Annotated in this window: 15 protein-coding genes; 13 read left to right on the top strand and 2 right to left on the bottom strand. The window is 73.1% G+C overall.

Going from position 1 to position 20878, the window contains the following annotated elements; all coding sequences use genetic code 11:
- Nucleotides 1–24: 24 nt before the first annotated feature.
- The 13 genes from ABT118_RS14365 (at nucleotide 25) to ABT118_RS14305 (ending at nucleotide 18834) form a co-directional block, all read left to right on the top strand.
- Nucleotides 25–738 (top strand): alpha/beta fold hydrolase, encoded by a 714-nt coding sequence (locus ABT118_RS14365; RefSeq protein WP_350668362.1) that lies wholly within the window; start codon nucleotides 25–27, stop codon nucleotides 736–738.
- Nucleotides 739–743: 5 nt separating this feature from the next.
- Nucleotides 744–3242 carry a beta-glucosidase H gene (locus tag ABT118_RS14360; RefSeq protein ID WP_350668361.1) on the top strand — a complete coding sequence of 833 codons (2499 nt, stop codon included), beginning with the start codon at nucleotides 744–746 and terminating at the stop codon, nucleotides 3240–3242.
- 172 nt (nucleotides 3243–3414) lie between these two features.
- Entirely contained in the window at nucleotides 3415–3780 is a 366-nt protein-coding gene (locus tag ABT118_RS14355) for a YegP family protein (RefSeq protein WP_350668360.1), read from the top strand.
- On the top strand, nucleotides 3777–4787 hold the full coding sequence (gene pstC / locus ABT118_RS14350; RefSeq protein ID WP_350668359.1) for a phosphate ABC transporter permease subunit PstC: 1011 nt from the start codon (nucleotides 3777–3779) through the stop codon (nucleotides 4785–4787). The genes ABT118_RS14355 and pstC overlap by 4 nt, the downstream gene beginning before the upstream one ends.
- The gene (gene pstA, locus ABT118_RS14345) at nucleotides 4784–7627 is read left to right on the top strand and encodes a phosphate ABC transporter permease PstA (RefSeq protein ID WP_350668358.1); all 2844 of its coding nucleotides are present in this window, start codon (nucleotides 4784–4786) and stop codon (nucleotides 7625–7627) included. Before pstC ends, pstA begins: the two co-directional genes overlap by 4 nt.
- Nucleotides 7624–10272, top strand: a complete 2649-nt coding sequence (locus tag ABT118_RS14340) for a hypothetical protein (protein ID WP_350668356.1) — start codon at nucleotides 7624–7626, stop codon at nucleotides 10270–10272. The genes pstA and ABT118_RS14340 overlap by 4 nt, the downstream gene beginning before the upstream one ends.
- 125 nt (nucleotides 10273–10397) lie before the next feature.
- A complete protein-coding gene (locus tag ABT118_RS14335; RefSeq protein WP_350668355.1) occupies nucleotides 10398–11405 on the top strand; it encodes a hypothetical protein in 1008 nt (335 codons plus the stop codon).
- A 49-nt stretch (nucleotides 11406–11454) separates the two neighbouring features.
- Nucleotides 11455–13047: an Ig-like domain-containing protein gene (locus tag ABT118_RS14330; protein WP_350668353.1), complete on the top strand. Its 1593-nt coding sequence runs from the start codon at nucleotides 11455–11457 to the stop codon at nucleotides 13045–13047.
- Nucleotides 13048–13181: 134 nt separating this feature from the next.
- A complete protein-coding gene (locus ABT118_RS14325; RefSeq protein WP_350668352.1) occupies nucleotides 13182–14891 on the top strand; it encodes a hypothetical protein in 1710 nt (569 codons plus the stop codon).
- On the top strand, nucleotides 14888–15829 hold the full coding sequence (locus ABT118_RS14320; RefSeq protein ID WP_350668351.1) for a sortase: 942 nt from the start codon (nucleotides 14888–14890) through the stop codon (nucleotides 15827–15829). The genes ABT118_RS14325 and ABT118_RS14320 overlap by 4 nt, the downstream gene beginning before the upstream one ends.
- Nucleotides 15830–15873: 44 nt before the next feature.
- Entirely contained in the window at nucleotides 15874–16695 is an 822-nt protein-coding gene (locus ABT118_RS14315) for a phosphate ABC transporter ATP-binding protein (protein ID WP_502884548.1), read from the top strand.
- 52 nt (nucleotides 16696–16747) lie between these two features.
- Nucleotides 16748–18226 carry an insulinase family protein gene (locus ABT118_RS14310; protein WP_350668350.1) on the top strand — a complete coding sequence of 493 codons (1479 nt, stop codon included), beginning with the start codon at nucleotides 16748–16750 and terminating at the stop codon, nucleotides 18224–18226.
- A gap of 26 nt (nucleotides 18227–18252) precedes the next feature.
- Nucleotides 18253–18834 carry a hypothetical protein gene (locus tag ABT118_RS14305; RefSeq protein WP_350668349.1) on the top strand — a complete coding sequence of 194 codons (582 nt, stop codon included), beginning with the start codon at nucleotides 18253–18255 and terminating at the stop codon, nucleotides 18832–18834.
- A 12-nt stretch (nucleotides 18835–18846) separates the two neighbouring features.
- On the opposite strand, the gene ABT118_RS14300 is transcribed toward ABT118_RS14305, so the two are convergent.
- Complete coding sequence (locus ABT118_RS14300) at nucleotides 18847–20295, bottom strand: MFS transporter (RefSeq protein ID WP_350668348.1); 1449 nt, start codon at nucleotides 20293–20295, stop codon at nucleotides 18847–18849.
- A 73-nt stretch (nucleotides 20296–20368) separates the two neighbouring features.
- Nucleotides 20369–20848 carry a MarR family winged helix-turn-helix transcriptional regulator gene (locus ABT118_RS14295; RefSeq protein ID WP_350668347.1) on the bottom strand — a complete coding sequence of 160 codons (480 nt, stop codon included), beginning with the start codon at nucleotides 20846–20848 and terminating at the stop codon, nucleotides 20369–20371.
- Nucleotides 20849–20878 lie beyond the last annotated feature (30 nt).

Raw genomic sequence — 20878 nt, 5'->3', positions numbered from 1 at the left:
CACCGTCAGAAAGGTACTAAGACAGTGAAGTTGAACACCCAGGAGTGGGGAACCGGCGACCGCGTGGCGCTGCTGGTGCACGGCATCATGTCCGACCACCGGACCTGGCGCCGGGTCGGCCCCGCGCTGGCCGAGCGGGGCTACCGGGTGATCGCGGTGGACCTGCGCGGCCACGGCGCCAGCCCGCGCGGCACCGGGGCGACCCCGGCCGAGCGGTACGGCCCCGCGCAGTACGCGGACGACCTGGTGGCCACTCTGCCGACCGGGGCCGAACTGGCCGTCGGGCACTCGCTGGGCGGCCTCTCGCTCCGCTGGGCGGTGGAGCGGCTGCGCCCGCAGCGGGCGGTCTTCTCCGACCCGGCCTGGCTGTTCGACCGGCCGGGGATCGACCCGGAGCTGTTCGTCGGCTTCGCCGCCCGGGCGACCGCGGAGCAGATCACGGCGATGAACCCGCGCTGGGAGCGGGCCGACGTCGAGGTCGAGCTGGCCACCCTGGCCGCCTGGGACCCGGACAGCGCCAGGTCGCTCGCCTCGCACCACGGGTACGCGGGCCTGCCGGAGGCACCCGCGGTGCCCTCACTGGTCCAACTCGCCGACCCCAGCATGCTGGTGGGCCCGGAGGAGGCCGGGCTGCTGCGCGCGCGGGGCTTCGAGGTGCGCACCGTGCCGGGCGCCGGACACACCATCCACCGGGACGACTTCGAGGGCTTCATGGCCTCGCTCGACGGCTGGATCTGACCACGATGACCACGATGGACGACCGGGAGAAGCTGATGACCGAACACGCCAGGGAAGCCGCCGTCGAGGCCGCACTGGTCCGACTCGACCTGACCGCCAAGGTGGCGCTGCTGGCCGGCGCCGACATGTGGTCGCTGCCCGCGAACGACGCGATCGGCCTCGGCCGGCTGGTGATGTCGGACGGGCCGGCCGGGGTGCGGGGCGAGCACTGGACGCCCGACGACCCGTCCGTCGCGATCCCCTCGCCGACCGCGCTGGCCGCCACCTGGGACCTCGAACTGGTCCGCCGGGCCGGGCGGTTGCTGGCCCAGGAGGCCCGCCGCAAGGGTGCCCACGTGGTGCTGGCGCCGACCGTGAACCTGCACCGCAGCCCGCGCGGCGGGCGGCACTTCGAGTGCTACGCGGAGGACCCGCTGCTGACCGGGGAGATCGGCGCGGCGCTGGTCTCCGGGATGCAGGACGGGGGAGTGGCCACCACGCCCAAGCACTTCGTCGGCAACGACTCGGAGACCGACCGCTACACCGTGGACGTGGCGGTGGACGAGCGCACCCTGCGCGAGCTCTACCTGGCACCGTTCGAGACGATCGTGCGGAAGGCCTCCCCCTGGGGCCTGATGGCCGCGTACAACGCGGTCAACGGGGTGAGCATGACCGAGCACCAGGAGCTCAACCACCGGGTGCTGCGGGAGGAGTGGGGCTTCGACGGCGTGCTGGTCTCGGACTGGACCGGCGCCAGGGACACCGTGCGGGCCGCGCTGGGCGGGTTGGACGTGGCGATGCCGGGCCCGGCCACGGTGTACGGCGAGCACCTGGTGAAGGCGGTCCAGGAGGGCCTGGTGCCCGAGCACACGGTGGACGGACTGGCCCGCCGGGTGCTGCGGCTGGCGGCCCGGGTGGGCCTGCTGGCGGGTGCCCCGGCGGCGGTGCCGGCCGAGCAGCTGCCGGCCGAGATCGACGGCGAGGCGCTCGCCCGGGAGGTGGCGGCGCGCTCCTTCGTGCTGCTGCGGAACGAGGGCGGCGTGCTGCCGCTGGCCGTGGCCGGCCCGGCGGCGGCCGGCACCGTGGCGCTGATCGGTGCGGCGGCGGCCGAGGCCAGGATCGGTGGCGGCGGCAGCGCCCAGGTCTTCCCGACCCGGGTGGTCTCCCCGCTGGACGGCCTGCGGGACGCGCTCGGCGGGCAGGTCGGGCTGACCTACGCGGTCGGTGCCGACCCGCGCACCTTCGTGCCCCCGGCCGGCTTCCCCGGGCGGGCCGAACTGCTCGGTGCGGATGGCGAGGTGCTGGGTACGGCGGCCACCGCCGACGGCAGTGTGCGCTGGCTGGGCACGCTGCCGGGCGGGGTCCCGTTCGGGGAGCTCCGCCGGGTGGCGCTGACCACCGAGGTGCTGCCGGCCGCCGCCGGGGAGCACCAGCTGTCGGTGCGCGGGGTCGGGCACTACCGGCTGGAGCTGGACGGCGAGCTGCTCTTCGACGGCCTGCTGCTGCCGGAGGGCGAGGACCCGGCGGCGGCCTTCCTGAACCCGCCGGAGCGGCGGTTCCCGGTCGCGCTGACCGGCCCGGCCGAGGTCCGGCTGACCTGCACGCTGCCGGAGACGGGCGGCTTCTCCGCCTTCGGGCTGGTCTCCTTCACCCTCGGCCACGCCGAACCTACCTCCTCCGCCGACGAGTTGATCGAGCAGGCGGTGGCGGCGGCACGGGCCGCCGAGGTCGCGGTGGTGGTGGTCGGCACCACCGAGGAGGTGGAGAGCGAGGGCGTCGACCGGGCGGCACTGCGGCTGCCCGGGCGGCAGGACGAGCTGGTGGCCCGGGTGCTGGAGGTGAATCCGCGCACCGTGGTGGTGGTCAACGCGGGCGCTCCGGTGCTGATGCCGTGGCGGGAGCGGGCGGCGGCGGTGCTGCTGGCCTGGTTCCCCGGCCAGGAGGCCGGGGCGGCGCTGGCGGACGTGCTGCTCGGCCGGGCCGAGCCGGGCGGGCGGCTGCCCACCACCTGGCCGGCCGCGGAGGCGGACGTGCCGGTCTGGGGGGTCGAGCCGACGGAGGGCCGACTCGCCTACGACGAGGGCCTGTTCATCGGCTACCGGGCCTGGCAGCGCCGGGCCGGGGCGCAGCCCGCGTACTGGTTCGGCGCCGGGCAGGGCTACACCGAGTGGGCGTACGAGGGGCTGGAGGCGCGGCGCGGCGAGCAACCGGGCGTGCTGGCCGAGGTCTGCGTCCGGGTCCGCAACACCGGGGCCAGGACGGGCCGTGAGGTGGTGCAGGTCTACCTGGCCACCGACGGGGTGGACCGGAGCCGGCCGGACCGCCAGCTGGCCGGTTTCGCCGTGGTCGAGGCCGCCCCGGGCGAGTGCGCCACGGCCCGGGTGACGGTCGCCGAGCGGGCCGCGCAGACCTGGGCAGTCGGAACGGGCTGGGTCACCCGGCCGGGTACGTACACGGTGGAGGCAGGCCGCAGTGCGGCCGACCGGCCCCTGGTGGTCGCGCTGGAGGTGGGGCGAACCGCCTGATCCGCTGACACTTCGTCAGATTCGTACGTGTGGTGTGTGATCGGTGGAGAAGCCGCGCACCGTTCGTTAAGCCGTCCCGTGTCCGGCGTTCACCCGGCCGCACCTGGGCGGTGTTTCTGAGCCGAGACGGTCTCTTCCGGCCAAGCAGCGCTGCGGAAGGGCGAGCACCGGCATGGGACACCCCAGATTTCTGATCGTCAGCAGACCGTCCCGCCCCGACCTCGCGTCGGGCGGTACGGTCTGGCGACTGCTCGGCGCCAACAACCGGCACCTGGGTCAGAGTCAGGAGACGTTCCGGGACGCTGCCTCCTGCCGGGCGGCGATCGAGGAGTTCCAGCACCGGATGGACCAGGGCAGGTCCACCATCTGCTCCATGGACCAGGGGCAACTCTGGCTCTGGCGGCTTGAGTTGGACGGTCAGCCGGTCGCCCACTCGGCCCGCGGCTACCGGCGGCAGCGCGAGTGCCAGTACAACCTCGCCCGTTTTCTGGCAGGTGCACGGAGTGCGGCCGACGCCGCCCGTGGAGGTGTCGGATGAGTACGGACACCCTTCCGGTCGAGCCTGGGACCGACTCCCCGAGGGCACTCACCGTCAACCCCGGTCTGGCGGACCGGGTGTTCCTGGCCTGGGCCAAGGGCAGCGGTGCGTTCGTGCTGGTGGTGATGCTCGGGGTGGGCGGCTACCTGGCCGTCCGGGCCACCGACGCGCTCTCCACCGCCGGGCTCTCCTTCCTCACCACCGAGACCTGGAACCCGGACGGCGGCCGGGGCCAGTTCGGCATCGCGGCGGTGCTGATCGGCACCGTGTTGATCGGCGGGATCGCGGTGGTGCTGGCGGTGCCGCTGGCGCTGGCCAGCGCGCTCTACATCAGCGAGTACGCGCCCCGGCAGCTGCGCCGGACGCTGGTCAGCATGGTCGACCTGATGGCCGCCGTGCCCAGCGTGGTCTACGGCGTCTGGGGCTTCAAGCTGCTGCAGTACCAGCTCACCGGCGTGGCCCGGTGGCTCTCCGACTACTTCGGGTGGTTCCCGCTCTTCAAGGTGAACGGGGCCGACCCGACCAACCCGCTGACGCCGCCGCTGGTCTACACGGCGTCGAGCCTGATGGCCGGCGTGGTGGTGGGCTTCATGATCACGCCGATCATGTGCTCGATCATGCGCGAGGTGTTCGACCAGGCACCGGCCGGTGAGCGGGAGGGCGCGTACGCGCTCGGCTCCACCCGCTGGGGCATGATCCGCTCGGTGGTGCTGCCGTTCGGCCGGGGCGGGATCATCGGCGGCACCATGCTCGGCCTGGGCCGTGCGCTGGGCGAGACCATCACGGTCTACCTGATCCTCTCGATGAACTTCGACATCCAGCCGCACGTGCTGCAGAGCGGCGGCAGCGCGGTCGCCCCGCTGATCGCGCTGCGCTACGGCGACTCGACCGACTTCTCGGTCTCCGCACTGATGGCGGCCGGACTCGCCCTGTTCGTGCTGACCCTCGCGGTCAACTTCGCCGCGGCCGCCGTGGTCGCCCGCAGCCGCTCGGGGGCCAGCTCATGACCACCACCGCACCGCCCCGCACCACCGTGGTCACCCGCCCGGACGCGCCCGCCCCGCAGCGCCGCCGCCGGATCAACGCCCGCCGCGCGTCCGACCACTACGCGTTCTGGGGCAGCCTGGCCGGCGCGGTGGCGACCTCCGCGCTGCTGTTCCAGCGGCTCACCCCGTTCAGCGGCGGGATCGGCTTCGTGGTCTGCGCCTGGTTCTGCTTCCTCGGCCTGTACGCGCTGCTGGTCTCCCGGGACGAGGGCGGGCTGACGGTCCGGGACCGGCTCGCCTCCGCCGTGGTGCACAGCCTGGCCGCGGTGCTGCTCGGAGTGCTGGTCTGGGTGCTCTGCTACGTCTTCATGAAGGGCTGGTCGGCCCTCTCGCACAGCAACTTCTACCTCCAGGACCTGGCCGACGCCGGGCCGACCGACCCGCTGGACCAGGGCGGTGCGCTGCACGCGGTGACCGGCACGCTGGTGCAGATCACCATCTCCCTGGGCATCACCATCCCGGTCGGGATCAGCTGCGCGGTCTTCCTGAGCGAGGTGCCCGGCCGGTTCAGCCGGCTGGTGCGCACCCTGGTGGAGGCGATGACGGCACTGCCGTCGATCCTGGCCGGCCTGTTCATCTACGCGGTGATGGTGCTCACCCTGGGCCTGCCCCGGTCCGGCCTGGCCGCCGGGGTGGCGCTCTCGGTGATGATGCTGCCGATCCTGATCCGGGCCGCCGACGTGGTGCTCCGACTGGTGCCCTCCTCGCTCAAGGAGGCGTCCTACGCGCTCGGCGCCGGACGCTGGCGGACGGTCTGGACGGTGACCCTGCCGAGCGCCAGGTCCGGTCTGGCCACCGCGGTGATCCTGGGCGCCGCCCGCGGGATCGGCGAGACCTCGCCGGTGCTGCTCTGCTCCGGCTACACCAAGAACCTCAACCTCGACCCGACCCACGACCCGCAGACCTCGCTGCCGCTGATGGCCTTCACCCTGATCAAGTTCCCGTCCGAGCTCCAGGCCGCCCGGGCCTTCGGCGCGGCGGCGCTGCTGCTCGGCCTGGTGCTGCTGCTCTTCGTGGTGGCCCGGACCCTCGGCGGCCGGGGCCCGGGGGAGCTGAGCCGGCGTCAGCGCGACCAGCGGACCCGGCAGTCCGCGGCCGACCTGGTCCGGATGACCCAGCCCGTCGTACCCTCCGCCCGGAAGGCGCCCGTGATCACCCGCACCCTCACCCTGCTCACCGCGATCGCGGTGCTGGCCACCTCGCTGCTGTTCGGCACCGCCTCCCGGGCGGTGGCGGAGTCCTACATCCGGATCAGCGGCGCGGGCTCCACCTGGAGCTACAACGCGGTGGACGGCTGGGTGAAGAACGTCCGCCAGTACGGCATGACCGTCGACTTCGACCCGCAGGGCTCCTCGTTCGGCCGGAACCAGTTCAAGAACGACGCCACCGACTTCGCGGTCACCGAGATCCCCTACGGCCTCACCGACGGCGGCCAGTACGACGCACCGCCGCCGTTCCCCTCGGCCTACCTGCCGATCGTCGCGGGCGGCACCTCGTTCATGTACAACCTGAAGATCGGCGGCAAGCGGGTCACCAACCTGCGGCTCTCCGGCGACGCGATCGCCAAGCTGTTCACCGGGGTGGTCAAGTTCTGGGACGACCCGGTGGTGAAGGCCGACAACCCCGCGCTCGACCTGCCGCACGTCGAGGTCCAGCCGGTGGTCCGCTCGGACGGCTCCGGTACCACCGCGCAGTTCACCACCTGGATGAGCAAGCGTCAGACCGCGGTCTGGGACGACTACTGCCGCCGCTCGCCGCGCGGCACGCCGTGCGGGATGACCTCGTTCTACCCGCTGCTCAAGGGCTCCACCTGGAAGGCGCTGGGCAGCTCGATCCAGGTCGCCTCCTCGGTGGCCAACGAGGGCAACAACGGCGCGATCACCTACGTCGAGTACTCGTACGCCAAGGAGGCCAAGTTCCCGGTCGCCAAGGTGCTCAACGACGCCGGCTACTACGTCGGGCCGACCGGGCAGAACGTCGCGGTCGCCCTGGTCAACGCCGCGATCAACGAGGACCTGACGCAGAACCTGGAGCAGGTGTACGCCAGCACGGCGCCCGCCGCCTACCCGCTCTCCAGCTACAGCTACATGGTGGTGCACACCGCCGAGACCAAGGCGTTCAAGGCGGACAAGGGCAAGACCCTGAGCGCCTTCGGCTACTACTTCCTGTGCGAGGGGCAGAAGAAGGTGGGCGACAACGGGTACTCGCCGCTCACCCCGCAGCTGGTCACCTCGGGCTTCAAGCAGCTGGCCAAGATCCCGGGCAGTGAGAACCGGGCCTTCGACCCGAGCAAGTGCACCAACCCGACCTTCGGCCCGGGCGGCACCAACCCGTACGTGGCGAGCGCCCCCAAGCCGGACGAGTGCGACAAGAAGGGCGCGACCGGTCAGTGCGGGTCGACCGGCGGGGGTACGTCGGGGACCGGCGGCGCCGGTGCCGGCGGCTCCACCGGCGGCTCGGGCACCGGCGGCGCGGCCGGGACCGGCGGGGCCGGGGCCGGGACCGCGGGCACCGACGGCGGCGCGGCGGCCGGGGGCACTGCGGCGGCCGGTGGCGCAGGTGCCAACGGCACCGGTGGAACCGCGGGTTCGGACGACCCGGCGCTGGCCGGCGGTGGCGGCGGCGCGGGCGGTGGCGGCGGGCAGAACGTGAGCGCCGGTGAGGTCCAGGTGGCCGCCTCGGCGGGCAGCGGGCTGCGGTACTCGCTGATGGTGATCGCCGGGCTGCTGCTCGGTGCGGTCATCGTGCTGCCGCCGGTGGTAGCGGGCCGCGCGGCCCGCAGGCGGGAGGGGGAGCTGTGAGCCGGCGGACCGTCAACAGTGGGGCCCGGCGGGCGCTGCGCACGGCAGGGGTGCTCGTCCTGCTGCTCGCCACCTCGGCCGGAGCGGCCCTCTCGGCCGGACCGGGGGACACGCCGGTGCCGGTGGCCGCAGGCGACCAGGCCCGGCCCGAAATCCCGGTCGACCCGATCGCCGGTGCGCCGGTGGGGATCGACGTCCAGGCCTCCCGGCCGGCCCAGGTGCCCGGCACCGGGGCGGTCAAGCCGACGGCCAAGGCGGCCAGTCCGGCCAGGAGCGGGAGCGGCGTCCGGGCCCTGAAGGCCGGCCCGGCCACCACCGACCCCAAGCCGGTCACGGTCAAGGGCACCGGTGAGTTCACCGGCCTGGAGGTGACCGTCCCGCAGACCGGTCACCTGGTGAACCAGGTGGTCGAGATCACCTGGAAGGGCGGCAAGCAGACCTGGCCCAGCCCGATGTCGTTCGGCCGCGACTACCTGCAGATCATGCAGTGCTGGGGCGATGCGGACACCGGCCCGGACCGGGAGCAGTGCCAGTACGGCGCCACCAAGGGGGACACCCGGATCGCGACCGGTGACTACGTGGCCGGTCGGCAGCTCAACTTCGGCGCGCTGGTCGATCCGGCCGAGCCGATCAAGCAGACCACGCCGAACGTGAACGTCTACGCCCCGTTCCGCTCGGTCTCCGGGGAGACGGACAGCGGGGACACCAACCGGTTCTTCAACGCGCAGACCACCAACGAGGTCCCGTTCGCGCCCACCCGGGCCGACGGCACCGGGCAGATCTTCTTCGAGATGCAGACCGGGATGGAGGCCCCCGGGCTGGGCTGCGGTCAGACCACCGACCCCGACCCCGACGCAGTGCTGCGCAAGTGCTGGCTGGTGATCGTGCCGCGCGGCCAGATCGACGTGGACGGCAAGGTGCCGACCGGTGGCTCCGGGCGGCTGCAGTCCACCCCGCTCTCCACCACCAACTGGGCCAAGCGGATGGTGGTTCCGCTCGAGTTCGAGCGGGTCGGCGTCTCCTGCCCGATCGGCAGTGCCGAAATCCCCACCGAGGGAAGCGAGTTGATCGCCGAGGCGATGGCGCGCTGGCAGCCGGTGCTGTGCCGGCAGGCCGGCGGGATCTTCAACTACACCCCGGGCAGCGACGACAACGCCCGGGAGCGGCTGCTGGGCGACAACCCGGGCCTGGACTTCCTCGGCCTGCTGCTCGACCCGGCCGAGCAGACCCCGGGACGCACCCCGGTCTACGCCCCGATCGCGCTGTCCGGGCTGACCATCGCCTTCGACATCGAGAGCCAGTCCTCGATCCGGGCCCCCGAGGACGTCCGCAAGCGGGAGGGCCAGCGCATGCAGGACATGCAGCTGACCCCCCGTCTGGTGGCCAAACTGCTGACCCAGAGCTACCAGTACGCGGCCAACCCCGGTGACCCGAACATCCCCGAGGGCAACCCGCTGGACCTGCTCAGCGACCCGGAGTTTCTGGAGATCAACCCCCAGTTCAAGGACTTCTTCGGGGCCCGGGTACCGGATCTGCTGCTGCCGATGGGATCGAGCGACGCCTCGTTCCTGGTCTGGACCTGGCTGCTCGGCGACCCGGAGGCGGCGGCCTTCCTGAAGGGTGAGGTGCACCCGAAGTGGAAGGACCGGATCAACCTGTCCTTCACCAAGCTGGGCACCACCTACCCGCGCTCCAACTACCCCAAGCAGGACGCCTACTGCCAGCAGTTCGACGCCGAGGTGGGCCGCCCGGAGTGGTGCAACATGGAGTCGCACCCCTACGTCGCCTCGATGGGTGACGCGGCCAGGTTCGCCTCCCGCGGCGAGACCACCGGCAAGTCGGCCTGGGGCGCGGACAGCATCCCGCCGGCCATGAAGAAGGACGCGCCGCAGGCCCAGGGCCTGCGCTCGATGATGGCGCTGGCCACCACCGCGCAGGCCGCGCGGTACGGGCTGAGCACCGCCAGACTGCGCAACGGCGCGGGCCAGTTCGTCGCCCCGACCGAGCAGGCGCTGCTCACCATGGCCAACGCGACGATGCCGGCCGACCCGCTCCGGGTCGCGGTCATCCCGCCCGGGGTGCCGGTCACCGACGGCTACCCGCTGACCGTCACCACCTTCGCCGCCACCGTCCCGTCCGCGCTCACCACCTCCGCCGGCAAGTCGTACGCCGACCTGCTCCGCTACGCCGCCACCAGCGGCCAGGAGCACGGCGTGGCGCTGGGGCAGCTGCCGGCCGGGTACGCACCGCTGCCGGACCGGATGCGGACCCAACTCAAGCTGGTCGCCGACGTGGTGGAGAAGCAGGCGGGAGTGCCCGAGAAGGCGGGCAGCTCCGGCCCGAGCTCCCGGATCGACCTGCCCCCCGCCGACGAGGCCCCGGCGCTCCCGGCCCCGCCGGCCGGCCCGAAGGCAGTACCGCCGGTGGACAACGCACCCGCCGCCCCGCCCGCCCCGAGCCCGACCCCGGTGCACACCCCCGTGGTGCTCGCACCCGGCACCACCGCCCCGGTCGCCAGGACGGCGGAGACCGAGGTCGGCAGCGTCCGGTACCTGCTGCTCGGCGTCCTGGTCGCCGGGCTGCTGGCCGGTGCCGCCGGACTCCTGCTGCCACGACTGCTCCGCAACCGGCGCACCCGGGCCTGACCGGCCCGGGTGCCCGGCGGGGCCCACAGACCATCACCACCCGTACCACGCCAACGCATGTGCGCCACGCGGCCGGAGATCCCTCCGGCCGTGCCTGAGAGCTGTCCGAAAAAGGGAAAAGAACAGTGAAGAGTCTCACCAAGAGCAACTTCGCCAAGTGTGTGACCGTCGCCGCCGGCCTCGGCCTGGTGGTGGCCGGCTCCGGGACCGCCCAGGCGGACCCGACCGGTGCCCCGACCTACCGTCAGCTCGCGGGTGTCGGCTCCGACACCACCCAGGGCGTCATGAACGCCATGGCCGACGCGATCACCAGCCCCAGCGGCGAGAAGCTGATCGCCTCCTACAACGCGCTCGGCACCCCCACCATCGCCACCAAGGCGTCGGCGGCCTGCCAGGCGGTCACCCGCGCCAACGGCTCCGGCGCGGGCCGCACCACCCTGCTGAACGAGCTGAACAAGGGCAACGGCTGCCTGGACTTCGCCCGTTCGTCCAGCCTGAACGTGGCGGCCTCCACCCCCGGCCTGACCTACGTGCCGTTCGCGGTCGACGCGGTCACCTACGCGGTCGGCGCGGGCAGCGTGCTGCCGCTCGACCTCTCCACCGCCGACCTGCACGCGCTCTACACCTGCGACCCCGGCTTCGTCGGCACCGCCCCGAACTGGGACGTCCGCCCGCTGCTGCCGCAGGCCGGCTCCGGCACCCGCTCGTTCTGGCTGACCGTGGTCGGCATCACCGAGGGCGACCTCAGCGCCAACCGCTACCCCTGTGTCACCGACACCAAGGGCGGCAAGAAGATCGAGGAGCACGACGGCCGCGTGCTCGACAGCAAGTCGCTGGTGCCGTTCTCGATCGCCCAGTACATCGCGCAGAGCGCCAGCACCATCCCCGACATCCGGGGTGCCGCCCAGCTCGGCAACATCAACGGCGTTCCCTCGCTGCTCCTGAACACCGGTGCCGCCGCCACCCGTGACGTCTACAACGTCATCCCGACCAGCAAGGTCGGCGTCAGCCCGTGGAGCGACGTCTTCGTCAGCAAGACCTCCAAGATCTGCTCGCGCGCCGACATCGTCAAGCAGTACGGCTTCGGCGTGAACGACAGCTGCGGTGACACCTCCCGCAACTCCGGTAACTGACCCTCCCTCAACTCTCCGCATCTCCCTGCCTGAAAGGCACACCAGAACCGTGAGCATCCGTATCCCGCGCACCGTCGCGATCGGCGCCGCCACCCTCCTGGCCGCCGGCAGCATCACCATGGCCGGCACCGCCGCCCACGCCGCCGAGGTCACGCCGACCATCGGCACCCTGACCGTCAACCCGGCCTCCGGCACCGACGAGGAACTGATCAGCGTCGTCAGCTCCGCGGCCTGCCCGGGCGGCACCAACCTGCAGGCCCTGGTCTTCGGCGCGGGCTTCCCGGCCGACGGCTTCGGTGTCACCACGAACCAGGCCCAGTCCAACTTCCCGGCCGACGCCCAGGGGCACCTGACCGTGCCGCTGAGCGACACCATGCGCGGCTTCGCGCAGAAGAACGGCTTCTCCGCCCTCTCCGGCAAGTACGAGTTCCGGCTGCGCTGCCGGGCCAAGCTCGGCACCACCTACTTCGGTGACTTCGTCGGCGCGATCAACTTCAACACGCCCACCAGCTACACCACGGTGGACACCACCCCGGCCGCGACCGCGACCACCACCGCGCTGACCGTCACGCCGAACGGCTCCGCCGTCCTCGGCAGCAACGTCACGCTGTCCGCTGCGGTCACCCCGGCCGCGCCCGGCACGGTCCAGTTCCTGGACGGCGCCACCCCGCTCGGCGCCCCGGTCGCCGTGAACGCCGGTCAGGCCTCGCTCACCGTCAACACCCTGACCCAGGGCGCGCACAACCTGTCCGCGGTCTTCACCTCGACCTCGGCCTCGTTCCTGGGCTCGACCTCCTCGGCGGTCAGCTACACCATCAGCCCGAAGGGCGCCGCCGCGACCACCACCGCGCTGGCCGTCAGCCCGGCCGGCTCGGCCGCCAAGAACACCCCGGTGACGCTGAGCGCCACCGTGACCCCGGCGACCACCCCCGGTGCGGTCGAGTTCCGCGACAACGGCACGCTGCTGCGCACCCTGTCGGCGGACGCGGGCACCGCCCAGCTCACCGTGGCCAACCTGGCCGAGGGCGACCACGTGCTGACCGCCACCTTCGTCCCGGCCGTCCCGGCCGACTTCGCGGCCTCGACCTCGCCGGCCGTGCCGTTCACCGTCACCCCGCCGGTGGTCGTCCCGAACCCGGGCGACCCGCTGCCGCCGTCGCCGGTGTTCGAGACCATCACCACCACGGTCGCCCCCGGCGCCCTGGTGATCAGCGTGGCGGGCACCAACGTCACCCTGCCGCCGCTCACCCTGAACAGCGACAGCACCCTGTACTCCACCACCGGTGCGATCCAGACCGTCACCGTCACGGACACCCGCGCGGGTGCGCCGGGCTGGTCGGTCAGCGGCCGGGTGGACCAGTTCACCTCGGGCACCAACCAGATCAACGCGCAGAACCTCGGCTGGGCCCCGAACCTGGTCTCCAAGGGTGACGGCCTCAAGATCAACCTCGGTGGCCAGATCACGCCGGCGAACGCCGTCGCGGCCGCCGACAGCGGCGTCTTCGGCCTGAAGTCCTCCCGGACCCTGGCCACCGCGACCGGCCTCGGCACCGCCAAGCTCGGCGCCGACCTCACCCTGCTCGCCCCGACCTCCACGCTGGCCGGGACGTACCAGGGCCTGCTCACCCTGACGGCGATCTGACACCGGTAGTTCACCGGGGCCAGGTCCGCCCTTCACCCGGCGGTCGGTCCGTCCGCGCGACACTGCGTCGTACCGCGGACGGACCGGCCGCCGGTCCCCAACTTCCGTACCAGCAAGCGAGGATGACGCCGCCGATGCGCCGATGGTTCCTAGTCTTCTGCCTGGCGGCCGTCGCCCTGCTGCCGACGGCCGGGTCCGCGTACGCGGACGATCCGCCGGCCGCGCCGGCGGCCGGCCAGACGCCGCCCGCCGCGCAGACCTTCGGCATCCAGCCGTCGAGCGCCACCGAGCCGGACAGCCGGGGCACCTTCTCCTACGCGGCCACGCCCGGCGCCCTGGTCAAGGACCATGTCGCGGTCTGGAACTACAGCGAGCAGCCGCTCACCGTGCGGCTCTACCCCGCCGACGCCTTCAATACCGACAGCGGCGGCTACGACGTGCTGCCCGACGGCAAGCCCTCGACCCGGGCCGGTAGTTGGATCCGCACCGCGGTCGACTCGCTCACCCTGCCCGGACGCAGCCGCCAGATCGTCCCGTTCACCCTGGCCATCCCGGCGAACGCCGCGCCCGGCGACCACGCGGCCGGCATCGTGGTCGCGGTCCGGGCCGAGAGCAAGGACGCCAAGGGCAACGCGGTCACGGTCGACCAGCGGGTCGGCTCCCGGGTGAACATCCGGGTCTCCGGCGACCTGAAGGCCGAGCTCAAGGTCGAGAACGCCAAGGCGGTCTACCACCCCAGCGCCAACCCGCTGGACACCGGCCGGACCACGGTCAGCTACACCGTCCGCAACACCGGCAACGTCCGGCTCGGCGGCAAGCAGGCGGTCCGGATCACCAACGTGTTCGGCTCGATCGCCACCGGCAACGCCCCCGCCGACCTGCAGGAGCTGCTGCCCGGCAACGCGGTCAACTACCGCTTCGACGTCTCCGGGGTCTACCCGACCCTGTGGGGCACCGCCGGGATCACCATCGACCCGCTGCCGGTGGCCGGGGACAAGGACCCGAAGCTGGTCAGCGACGTCTCCAAGCACCGCTTCGCGCTGATCCCCTGGACCACGCTGGCGGTCCTGCTGGTGGTCCTGCTGCTGGTCGGCCGCTGGTGGCTGGCCCGTCGCCGCCGCCGCCCGCTGCCCGGCGGGGCCGCCAAGCCGCCGGTGCCGGCCGCCCCGGTCGCCGCCGCCGCGCTGCTCGTCGCCCTGGTGCTGTGCCAACTCCCGTACGCTCCACCGGCGTCCGCCGCTGAACCGGTCGGCACGCTGTCCTTCGACTACCCGAAGGGCCACGACGACGACGCGATCGACCTGCTCAGCTCCGGCCCCTGCCCCGACCCGGCCAACTACCTGACGGTGCGGATCACCGGCGCCGGATTCCCGGCCGAGGGCGCCCCGCTGACCGGGACGGTGGCCGCCTCGGTCTACCGGGCCGCACCCAACGGCGGTTTCGTCCTGCCGCTGGCCAACACCCTCAAGGTGGTGGCCACCCAGGCCGGTTCGGGCCCGCTCAAGGGCGACTACACCATCACGGCCAGCTGCCGCCACAAGGTCAAGCCGGCCTCGGTGAAGGACTTCACCGCCGTCCTCACCTTCACCGACCCGACCACCTGGACCACCGCCTCGGTGGCGCCCGCGGGCATGCTGCACCAGGCCGCCGCCGCCGATCCGGTGCCGCCGCAGGCGTCCGGCCGGGCCAAGACCGCTGCGGCCGCCTCGGCCGCCGACTCCGGCCTGCCGCTGTACGCCTGGATCGCCGCCACCGCCGGGCTGCTGCTGGCCGCCTGGCTGACCGTGCCGTACGTCCGCCGGGTCCGGGCCCACCGGGCCCGGGCCGAGGAGGCTGCCGAATGACCGCCGTCATGGTCGAGACCCCGGTCGGGCCCCGCCCCGGGCCGCCGCTGCCGCCCGCAGGTCCGGTGGCCGCCCCGGTGCGCCGACTCCGGCCGGACGGGCCGCAGTTGGCCGGTGCCGCCCTGGCCATCCTGGCCGGGCTGCTGCTCGGGCTGCTCTTCGACTTCGGCCCGCTCGGCGGGCTGCGCCACCTGCGGGACCACCAGACCGGCTACGCCGAGCTGCGGCTGACGCTGGCCCAGGGCACCGCACCGATCGGGCAGTTGGACAGCAACGGCAAGCCGGTCCTGCTCGGCACCCCGGTCGCGCTGCTGGAGATCCCGCAGCTCGGCCTGCGCGAGGTGGTCCGGGAGGGCAGCACCGGCGAGGTGCTGGCGGCCGGGCCGGGACACCGGCGCGACACCGCGATGCCGGGCCAGGCCGGGACCAGCGTGCTGCTGGGCCGGCAGGCCGGCTTCGGCGGCCCGTTCGGCAGCATCGGCCAGCTGCGGACGGGGGAGACCTTCCGCATCACCACCGGTCAGGGCGCGCACACCTTCCGGGTCGTGACCGTCCGCAAGGCCGGCGACCCGGTGCCGCCCGCGGTCGCCAAGGGCGCGGGCCGGGTGGTGCTGGTCACCGCGACCGGGCCGCTCTACGCCCCGTCCGGCCTGCTGCTGGTCGACGCCGACCTGACCAGTGAGGTCCAGGAGTCCAACGCCCGGCCGCTCACCGCGGCCGCGCTGCCCGCCGCCGAGAAGGCGCTCGGCACCGAGGACGCCGCCTGGGTGCCGCTGGTGCTCTGGGGCGAGGCGCTGCTGCTGGCCGCCGTCGCGCTGGCGCTGGCCTGGTCCCGCTGGGGGCGGCACCAGAGCTGGATCGTCGGCGTCCCCGTCCTGAGCGCCCTCGGCCTCGCGGTCGCCGACCAGGTCGCCCGCCTGCTGCCCAACCTGATCTGACCGACAGTCTGCTGATCACCCGTCACCACGAAAGGGGCCGTCCCGTGAGCCTCGACACCACGGCCGTCCTGCCCACCGTCCGGCAGAGCTCGGCGGGGACGCTGGACGCCCGCGCGATCTCGGCCTGGTTCGGCGACCGCAAGGTGCTGGAGCAGGTCTCGCTGCTGATGCCGGCCGGCCGGGTCACCGCGCTGATCGGCCCCTCGGGCTGCGGGAAGTCGACCTTCCTGCGCATCCTCAACCGGATGCACGAGCTGATCCCGAGCGCGGCGCTGGCGGGGGAGGTGCTGCTGGACGGTGCCGACATCTACGCCCCCGAGCGGCGGCTCACCTCCGCCCGGCGGGACATCGGCATGGTCTTCCAGAAGCCCAACCCCTTCCCGGCGATGTCCATCTACGACAACGTGCTGGCCGGCCTCAAGCTCACCGGCATCCGCGCCTCGCGGGCCGAGAAGGACCGCCTGGTTGAGGAGTGCCTGACCAAGGCCGGGCTCTGGAAGGAGGTGCAGGACCGGCTCCGGCAGCCCGGCGGCGCCCTGTCCGGCGGCCAGCAGCAGCGGCTCTGCATCGCCCGCTCGCTCGCCGTCCGCCCCAAGGTGCTGCTGATGGACGAGCCCTGCTCGGCCCTCGACCCGACCTCCACCCGGCGGATCGAGCAGACCATCCGCGAGCTGGTGGAGGAGGTCACCATCGTGATCGTGACCCACAACATGCAGCAGGCCCAGCGGGTCTCGGACCAGTGCGCGTTCTTCCTGGCGGAGCAGGGCACCCCGGGCGGCATCGTGGAGCACGGCCCCACCGACGCGATGTTCGGCTCCCCGGTCGACCAGCGGACCTCGGACTACGTCAACGGCCGGTTCGGCTAGCCCGCTGCCGGGCCCATGGGGAGGGTGCAGAACCGGAGCATATGATTCCGCAATGCATCGTGACCAGATCGACGGCGTCCCCGTCCTGTGGGCGGAGGCGCCCGGCCCGCTCGAAGCCGTACTGATGTTCGGCAGCGGGGTCCGGGACGAGACCTTCCGCACCCTGGGCGTCACCCACCTGATCGAGCACCTGGCGATGAGCACGCTGCCCAGGCTGCACCACGACCACAACGCCTCGGTCGACCTCGGCCTGACCCAGTTCACCGCGACCGGGCGCCCGGAGCAGCTGGTCGAGTTCCTGGCCAAGGTCTGCGAGGCGCTCGGTGCGCTGCCGATGGAGCGGATCGAGCAGGAGGCCGGGGTGCTGGCCGCCGAGAACAGCTCGGTCACCGACCCGACCACCGCCGAGCTGCTCTCGATCCGCTACGGCATCGAGGGCCCCGGCCTGGCCTCGTTCCCGGGGCCCGGCCCCGACCGGATCCCGCTGGAGGCGGTCCGGGAGACGGCAGCGCGCCGCTTCCACGCCGGCAACGCGGTGCTGGTGCTGACCGGCCCGCCCCCGGCCGGCCTCCGACTGCCGCTGCCCGCCGGTGACCGGCCGGACCGCAGCGGGCAGTCGCCGGTGCTGCAGCCGGGCCCGGTCTGGCAGCAGGCCGAGGTGCCCGGCCCCGGGCTGGCCCTGCTGTGCGACCTCGACGACGACGCCATGCACCTCGCGGTCAACGTGCTGCGGCACCGGCTGACCGAGGTGGTCCGCCATCAGCACGGCCTCTCCTACGACGTCGGCGGCGACACCGTGTACTCCGGCCCGGGCCGGGGCGAGCGGGTGCTCTGCCTGGACGCCCGTCCCGGGCAGGAGCAGCGGGTGGCCGAGCTGCTCTGGCAGGAGGCGGTCCGGCTCGCCACCGAGGGCGTCACGGCCGAGGAGCTCGCCGAGGAGGTGGAGGCGGCCCGCGAGGTGTTCGAGGACCCGCGCTCGGTGGTCTACGAACTCGGCGAGGCTGCAGGGGAGTTGCTGCTCGGTGGCCAGTACCGGGAGGCGCCGGAGCGGCTGGACGCGATGCGTGCCGTCACCCCGGACCGGGCCAGGGCCGCCTTCGCCACCGCGCTGCGCTCGGCGCTGCTGGTGGTCCCGCACGAGGTCGAGGTCGGGCTGCGCCAGGCGGACGGCTCCGAGCTGCCGCAGGGCTCCTGCACCGCCCAGGCCGAACTGCCGCGCGGGGGACAGGTGTTCCGGCCCTCGCTGAAGGACCGGCTGCGCTGGTCCGCCGCCCGCAGGACCCGGCTGGTGGTGACCGGTGAGGGCCTGTGGTCCAGCCACTCGGACGGCTCCGTGCACCACCTCCCGTTCGCCGACGTGGTGGGCGTCGAGATCCAGGGGCCGGGCCGGCTGGTGTTCGGTCGCGGCAACTGCTGGATGCCCGTCCTGCCCGATGTCTTCCAGGGCATCGGCCCGGCCGTCCGGGCCATCGACGCGGCGGTCCCGGAGGCACTCCGCTACCCGGCCTCCAGCTTCAACTCCGCCGACTGACCGACACGTTCAGGAAGAGTCACACCGTGCGCACGTACGCCGCCGTCACCGCCGCACCCACCGACCGGGTGCTGGCCGCCCTCGCCACCGGCAAGCTGGGCGGCTACCTGCTGCCCGAGGGCGACCGGGGCACTGGGGTCCTGTTCGACCGGCCGAAGTACCGCTTCGGCCGGATCACCGCCCGGCGGATGGAGAGCCCCGGCTGGGACCTGGCCTGGGAGCTGAAGGAACCGGTCTGGCTGCTGCGGGAGTCCGACCAGGCGGCCTGCGCCACGCTCACGCTCGGGAACGGCAAGGTCGAGCAGCTCGGCTGGGCCGCCGACTGGACCCCGCCGGCGGACCCGGCCGAGCGGGCCGCAGATCGGGCGGACTGGGACGGGTACTGCGCCCGGATCGCTGCCCTGGTCGGTCGGCCGGAGCTCGGTGCGGCACTCGGTGGAATCCGCAACGACCCGACTCCGGAAGGGAGTCGGGTCGGCGGTGCGGAGTTGCTCCGGCAGCTCTGCCGGCTGTTCGGGCTGCCGGAGGCGGTGATCGGCCAGTCCCTGTTCGAGCAGGCCGGGCCGCGTGGGCGGGACGCCCGCCGGTTCGAGGCCAAGGGTCGCTGAGCGCGGTCCCGGTCAGACCAGGACCGGGGCGGCGGTGTTGCTCTCGGTGGCGGCGGGGGCCGGGCGGAGCACGGTGGCGGTCAGGACCAGGGCGACCACCAGCAGGCCGGCCCCGACGCCGAAGGCGAGCTGGAAGCCACCGGTGAGGGCGGCCGGGCCGGCCTGACCGTCGGCCAGCAGCGACTCGGCGCGGCTGCCGGCCAGGGTGGAGAGGACCGCCACCCCGAGGGCGCCGCCGACCTGCTGGGTGGTGTTGAACAGGCCCGAGGCCACCCCGGCGTCGGTGGGGCCGGCGCCGGACATGCCGAGCGAGGTGAGGGCCGAGATGGCCAGGCCGAAGCCGCCGGCCAGGATCATCGTGGGCAGCAGGTGGACGGCGTACGAGGCCTCCACCGGCAGTCGGGTGAGCAGCCCGAGCGCACCGATCAGCAGCACCAACCCGGCCAGCAGGACGTTCCGTTCGCCGAACCGGGCGTTCAGCCGGGCCGAGAGCAGGAGCGAGACGGTGCCGATGGTGAGGGCAGCCGGGAGCATCGCCAGGCCGGTGGCGGCGGCGCCGTAGCCGAGCACGTTCTGCAGGTAGAGCGCCATCAGCACCTGGAAGCCGAACAGGGCCGAGACCATCAGGACCTGCACCAGGTTGGCGCCGGAGACGTTCCGGGAGCGGAACATCCGCAGCGGGAGCAGCGGAGTGGCGGCCCGGCGCTGGCGGAGCAGGAAGCCGGTGAGCAGCAGCGCGGCGAGCAGTCCGAGCCCGAGGGTGCGGGCCGATCCCCAGCCGTGCTCGCCGGTGCCGACGATGGCGTACACCCCGAGCATCAGTCCGGCGGTGACCAGGGCGGTGCCGAGCAGGTCGACCCCGGAGGCGAGGCCGAGGCCGCGGTCGGACTCCAGCACCCGCAGCGCCATGACGACGGCGAGCAGGCCGATCGGCAGGTTGATGAAGAAGATCCAGTGCCAGCTGACCGCCTCGGTCAGCACACCGCCGAGCACCTGCCCGACCGAGGCCCCGGCCGCGCCGACGAAGCTGACGGCGCCGAACGCCTTGCCGCGCTCGGCGGGCTCGGGGAAGAGGGTGACGATCATGCCGAGGCTGACCGCCGAGGCCATCGCCCCGCCGACGCCCTGGAGGAACCGGGCCCCGATCAGCAGCTCCTGACTGCCCGCCACCCCGCAGAGCAGCGAGGCCGCGGTGAAGACCGCCAGCCCGGCGACGAACATCCGGCGGCGGCCGATCAGGTCGCCGAGCCGTCCGGCCAGCAGCAGCAGACCGCCGAAGGCGATCAGGTAGGCGTTCACCGTCCAGGTCAGGTTCGCGGGGGTGAAGGCCAGGTCCTGCTGGATGGCCGGCAGGGCCACCGTGACGATGCTGCCGTCCAGAATGATCATCAACATCCCGGCGCAGAGCACGGCGAGCGCCAACCAGCGCCTGCGGTCAGTGGGTTGGGCGTGCGTCGTCATGGGGTCCCTCCCGTTCGGTGGCTGCGAGTGGAACGTTATCAGATAATCCCGTACGGGACTATCTCTCTTGGACCTACCGCGCCCGACGGGCCCGGCGGACCGGGCGGTCGCTCTCGACGGGGGTGGCCAGGTGCCCCTCCTGAAGGGTGGTCAGGGCGCGCAGCAGGGCGGCCCCGTCCTCGCCCGGCAGTGCGTCCAGCACGTCCTGGTGCACCCGGTCGACGATCTTCACGCCCTGGGCCACCGCCTCCGCGCCGTCGGGGGTGACCGAGATGATCCGGGCCCGCCGGTCGGTGCTGGACGGGCGGCGCTCGGCCAGGCCCAGTCGCTCCAGCTCGTCGACGGTGACCACCATGGTGGTCTTGTCCAGGTCGGCGATCTCGGCCAGCTGGATCTGGGTCCGCTCCTCCTCCAGGGCGTGCAGCAGCACGCAGAAGCCGCGCGGGGTGATCTCCAGGCCGCTCTCGGCGAAGGCGGCCGACATCCGGGTCGACAGCACGTGGCTGGTGTGGGCGAGCAGGCCGGACAGATCCATAACAGTTCGTGAGGTCATGCCCGCAGTCTACAAAAGTGCGGCAAGTTT

Origin of the sequence: Kitasatospora sp. NPDC002040, assembly GCF_040296785.1 — a bacterium.
In the GTDB taxonomy this organism is placed as follows: Bacteria; Actinomycetota; Actinomycetes; order Streptomycetales; family Streptomycetaceae; genus Kitasatospora.
The sequence above is the reverse complement of the archived record's forward strand: the minus strand, read 5'-3'. Positions and strand labels throughout refer to the sequence as shown.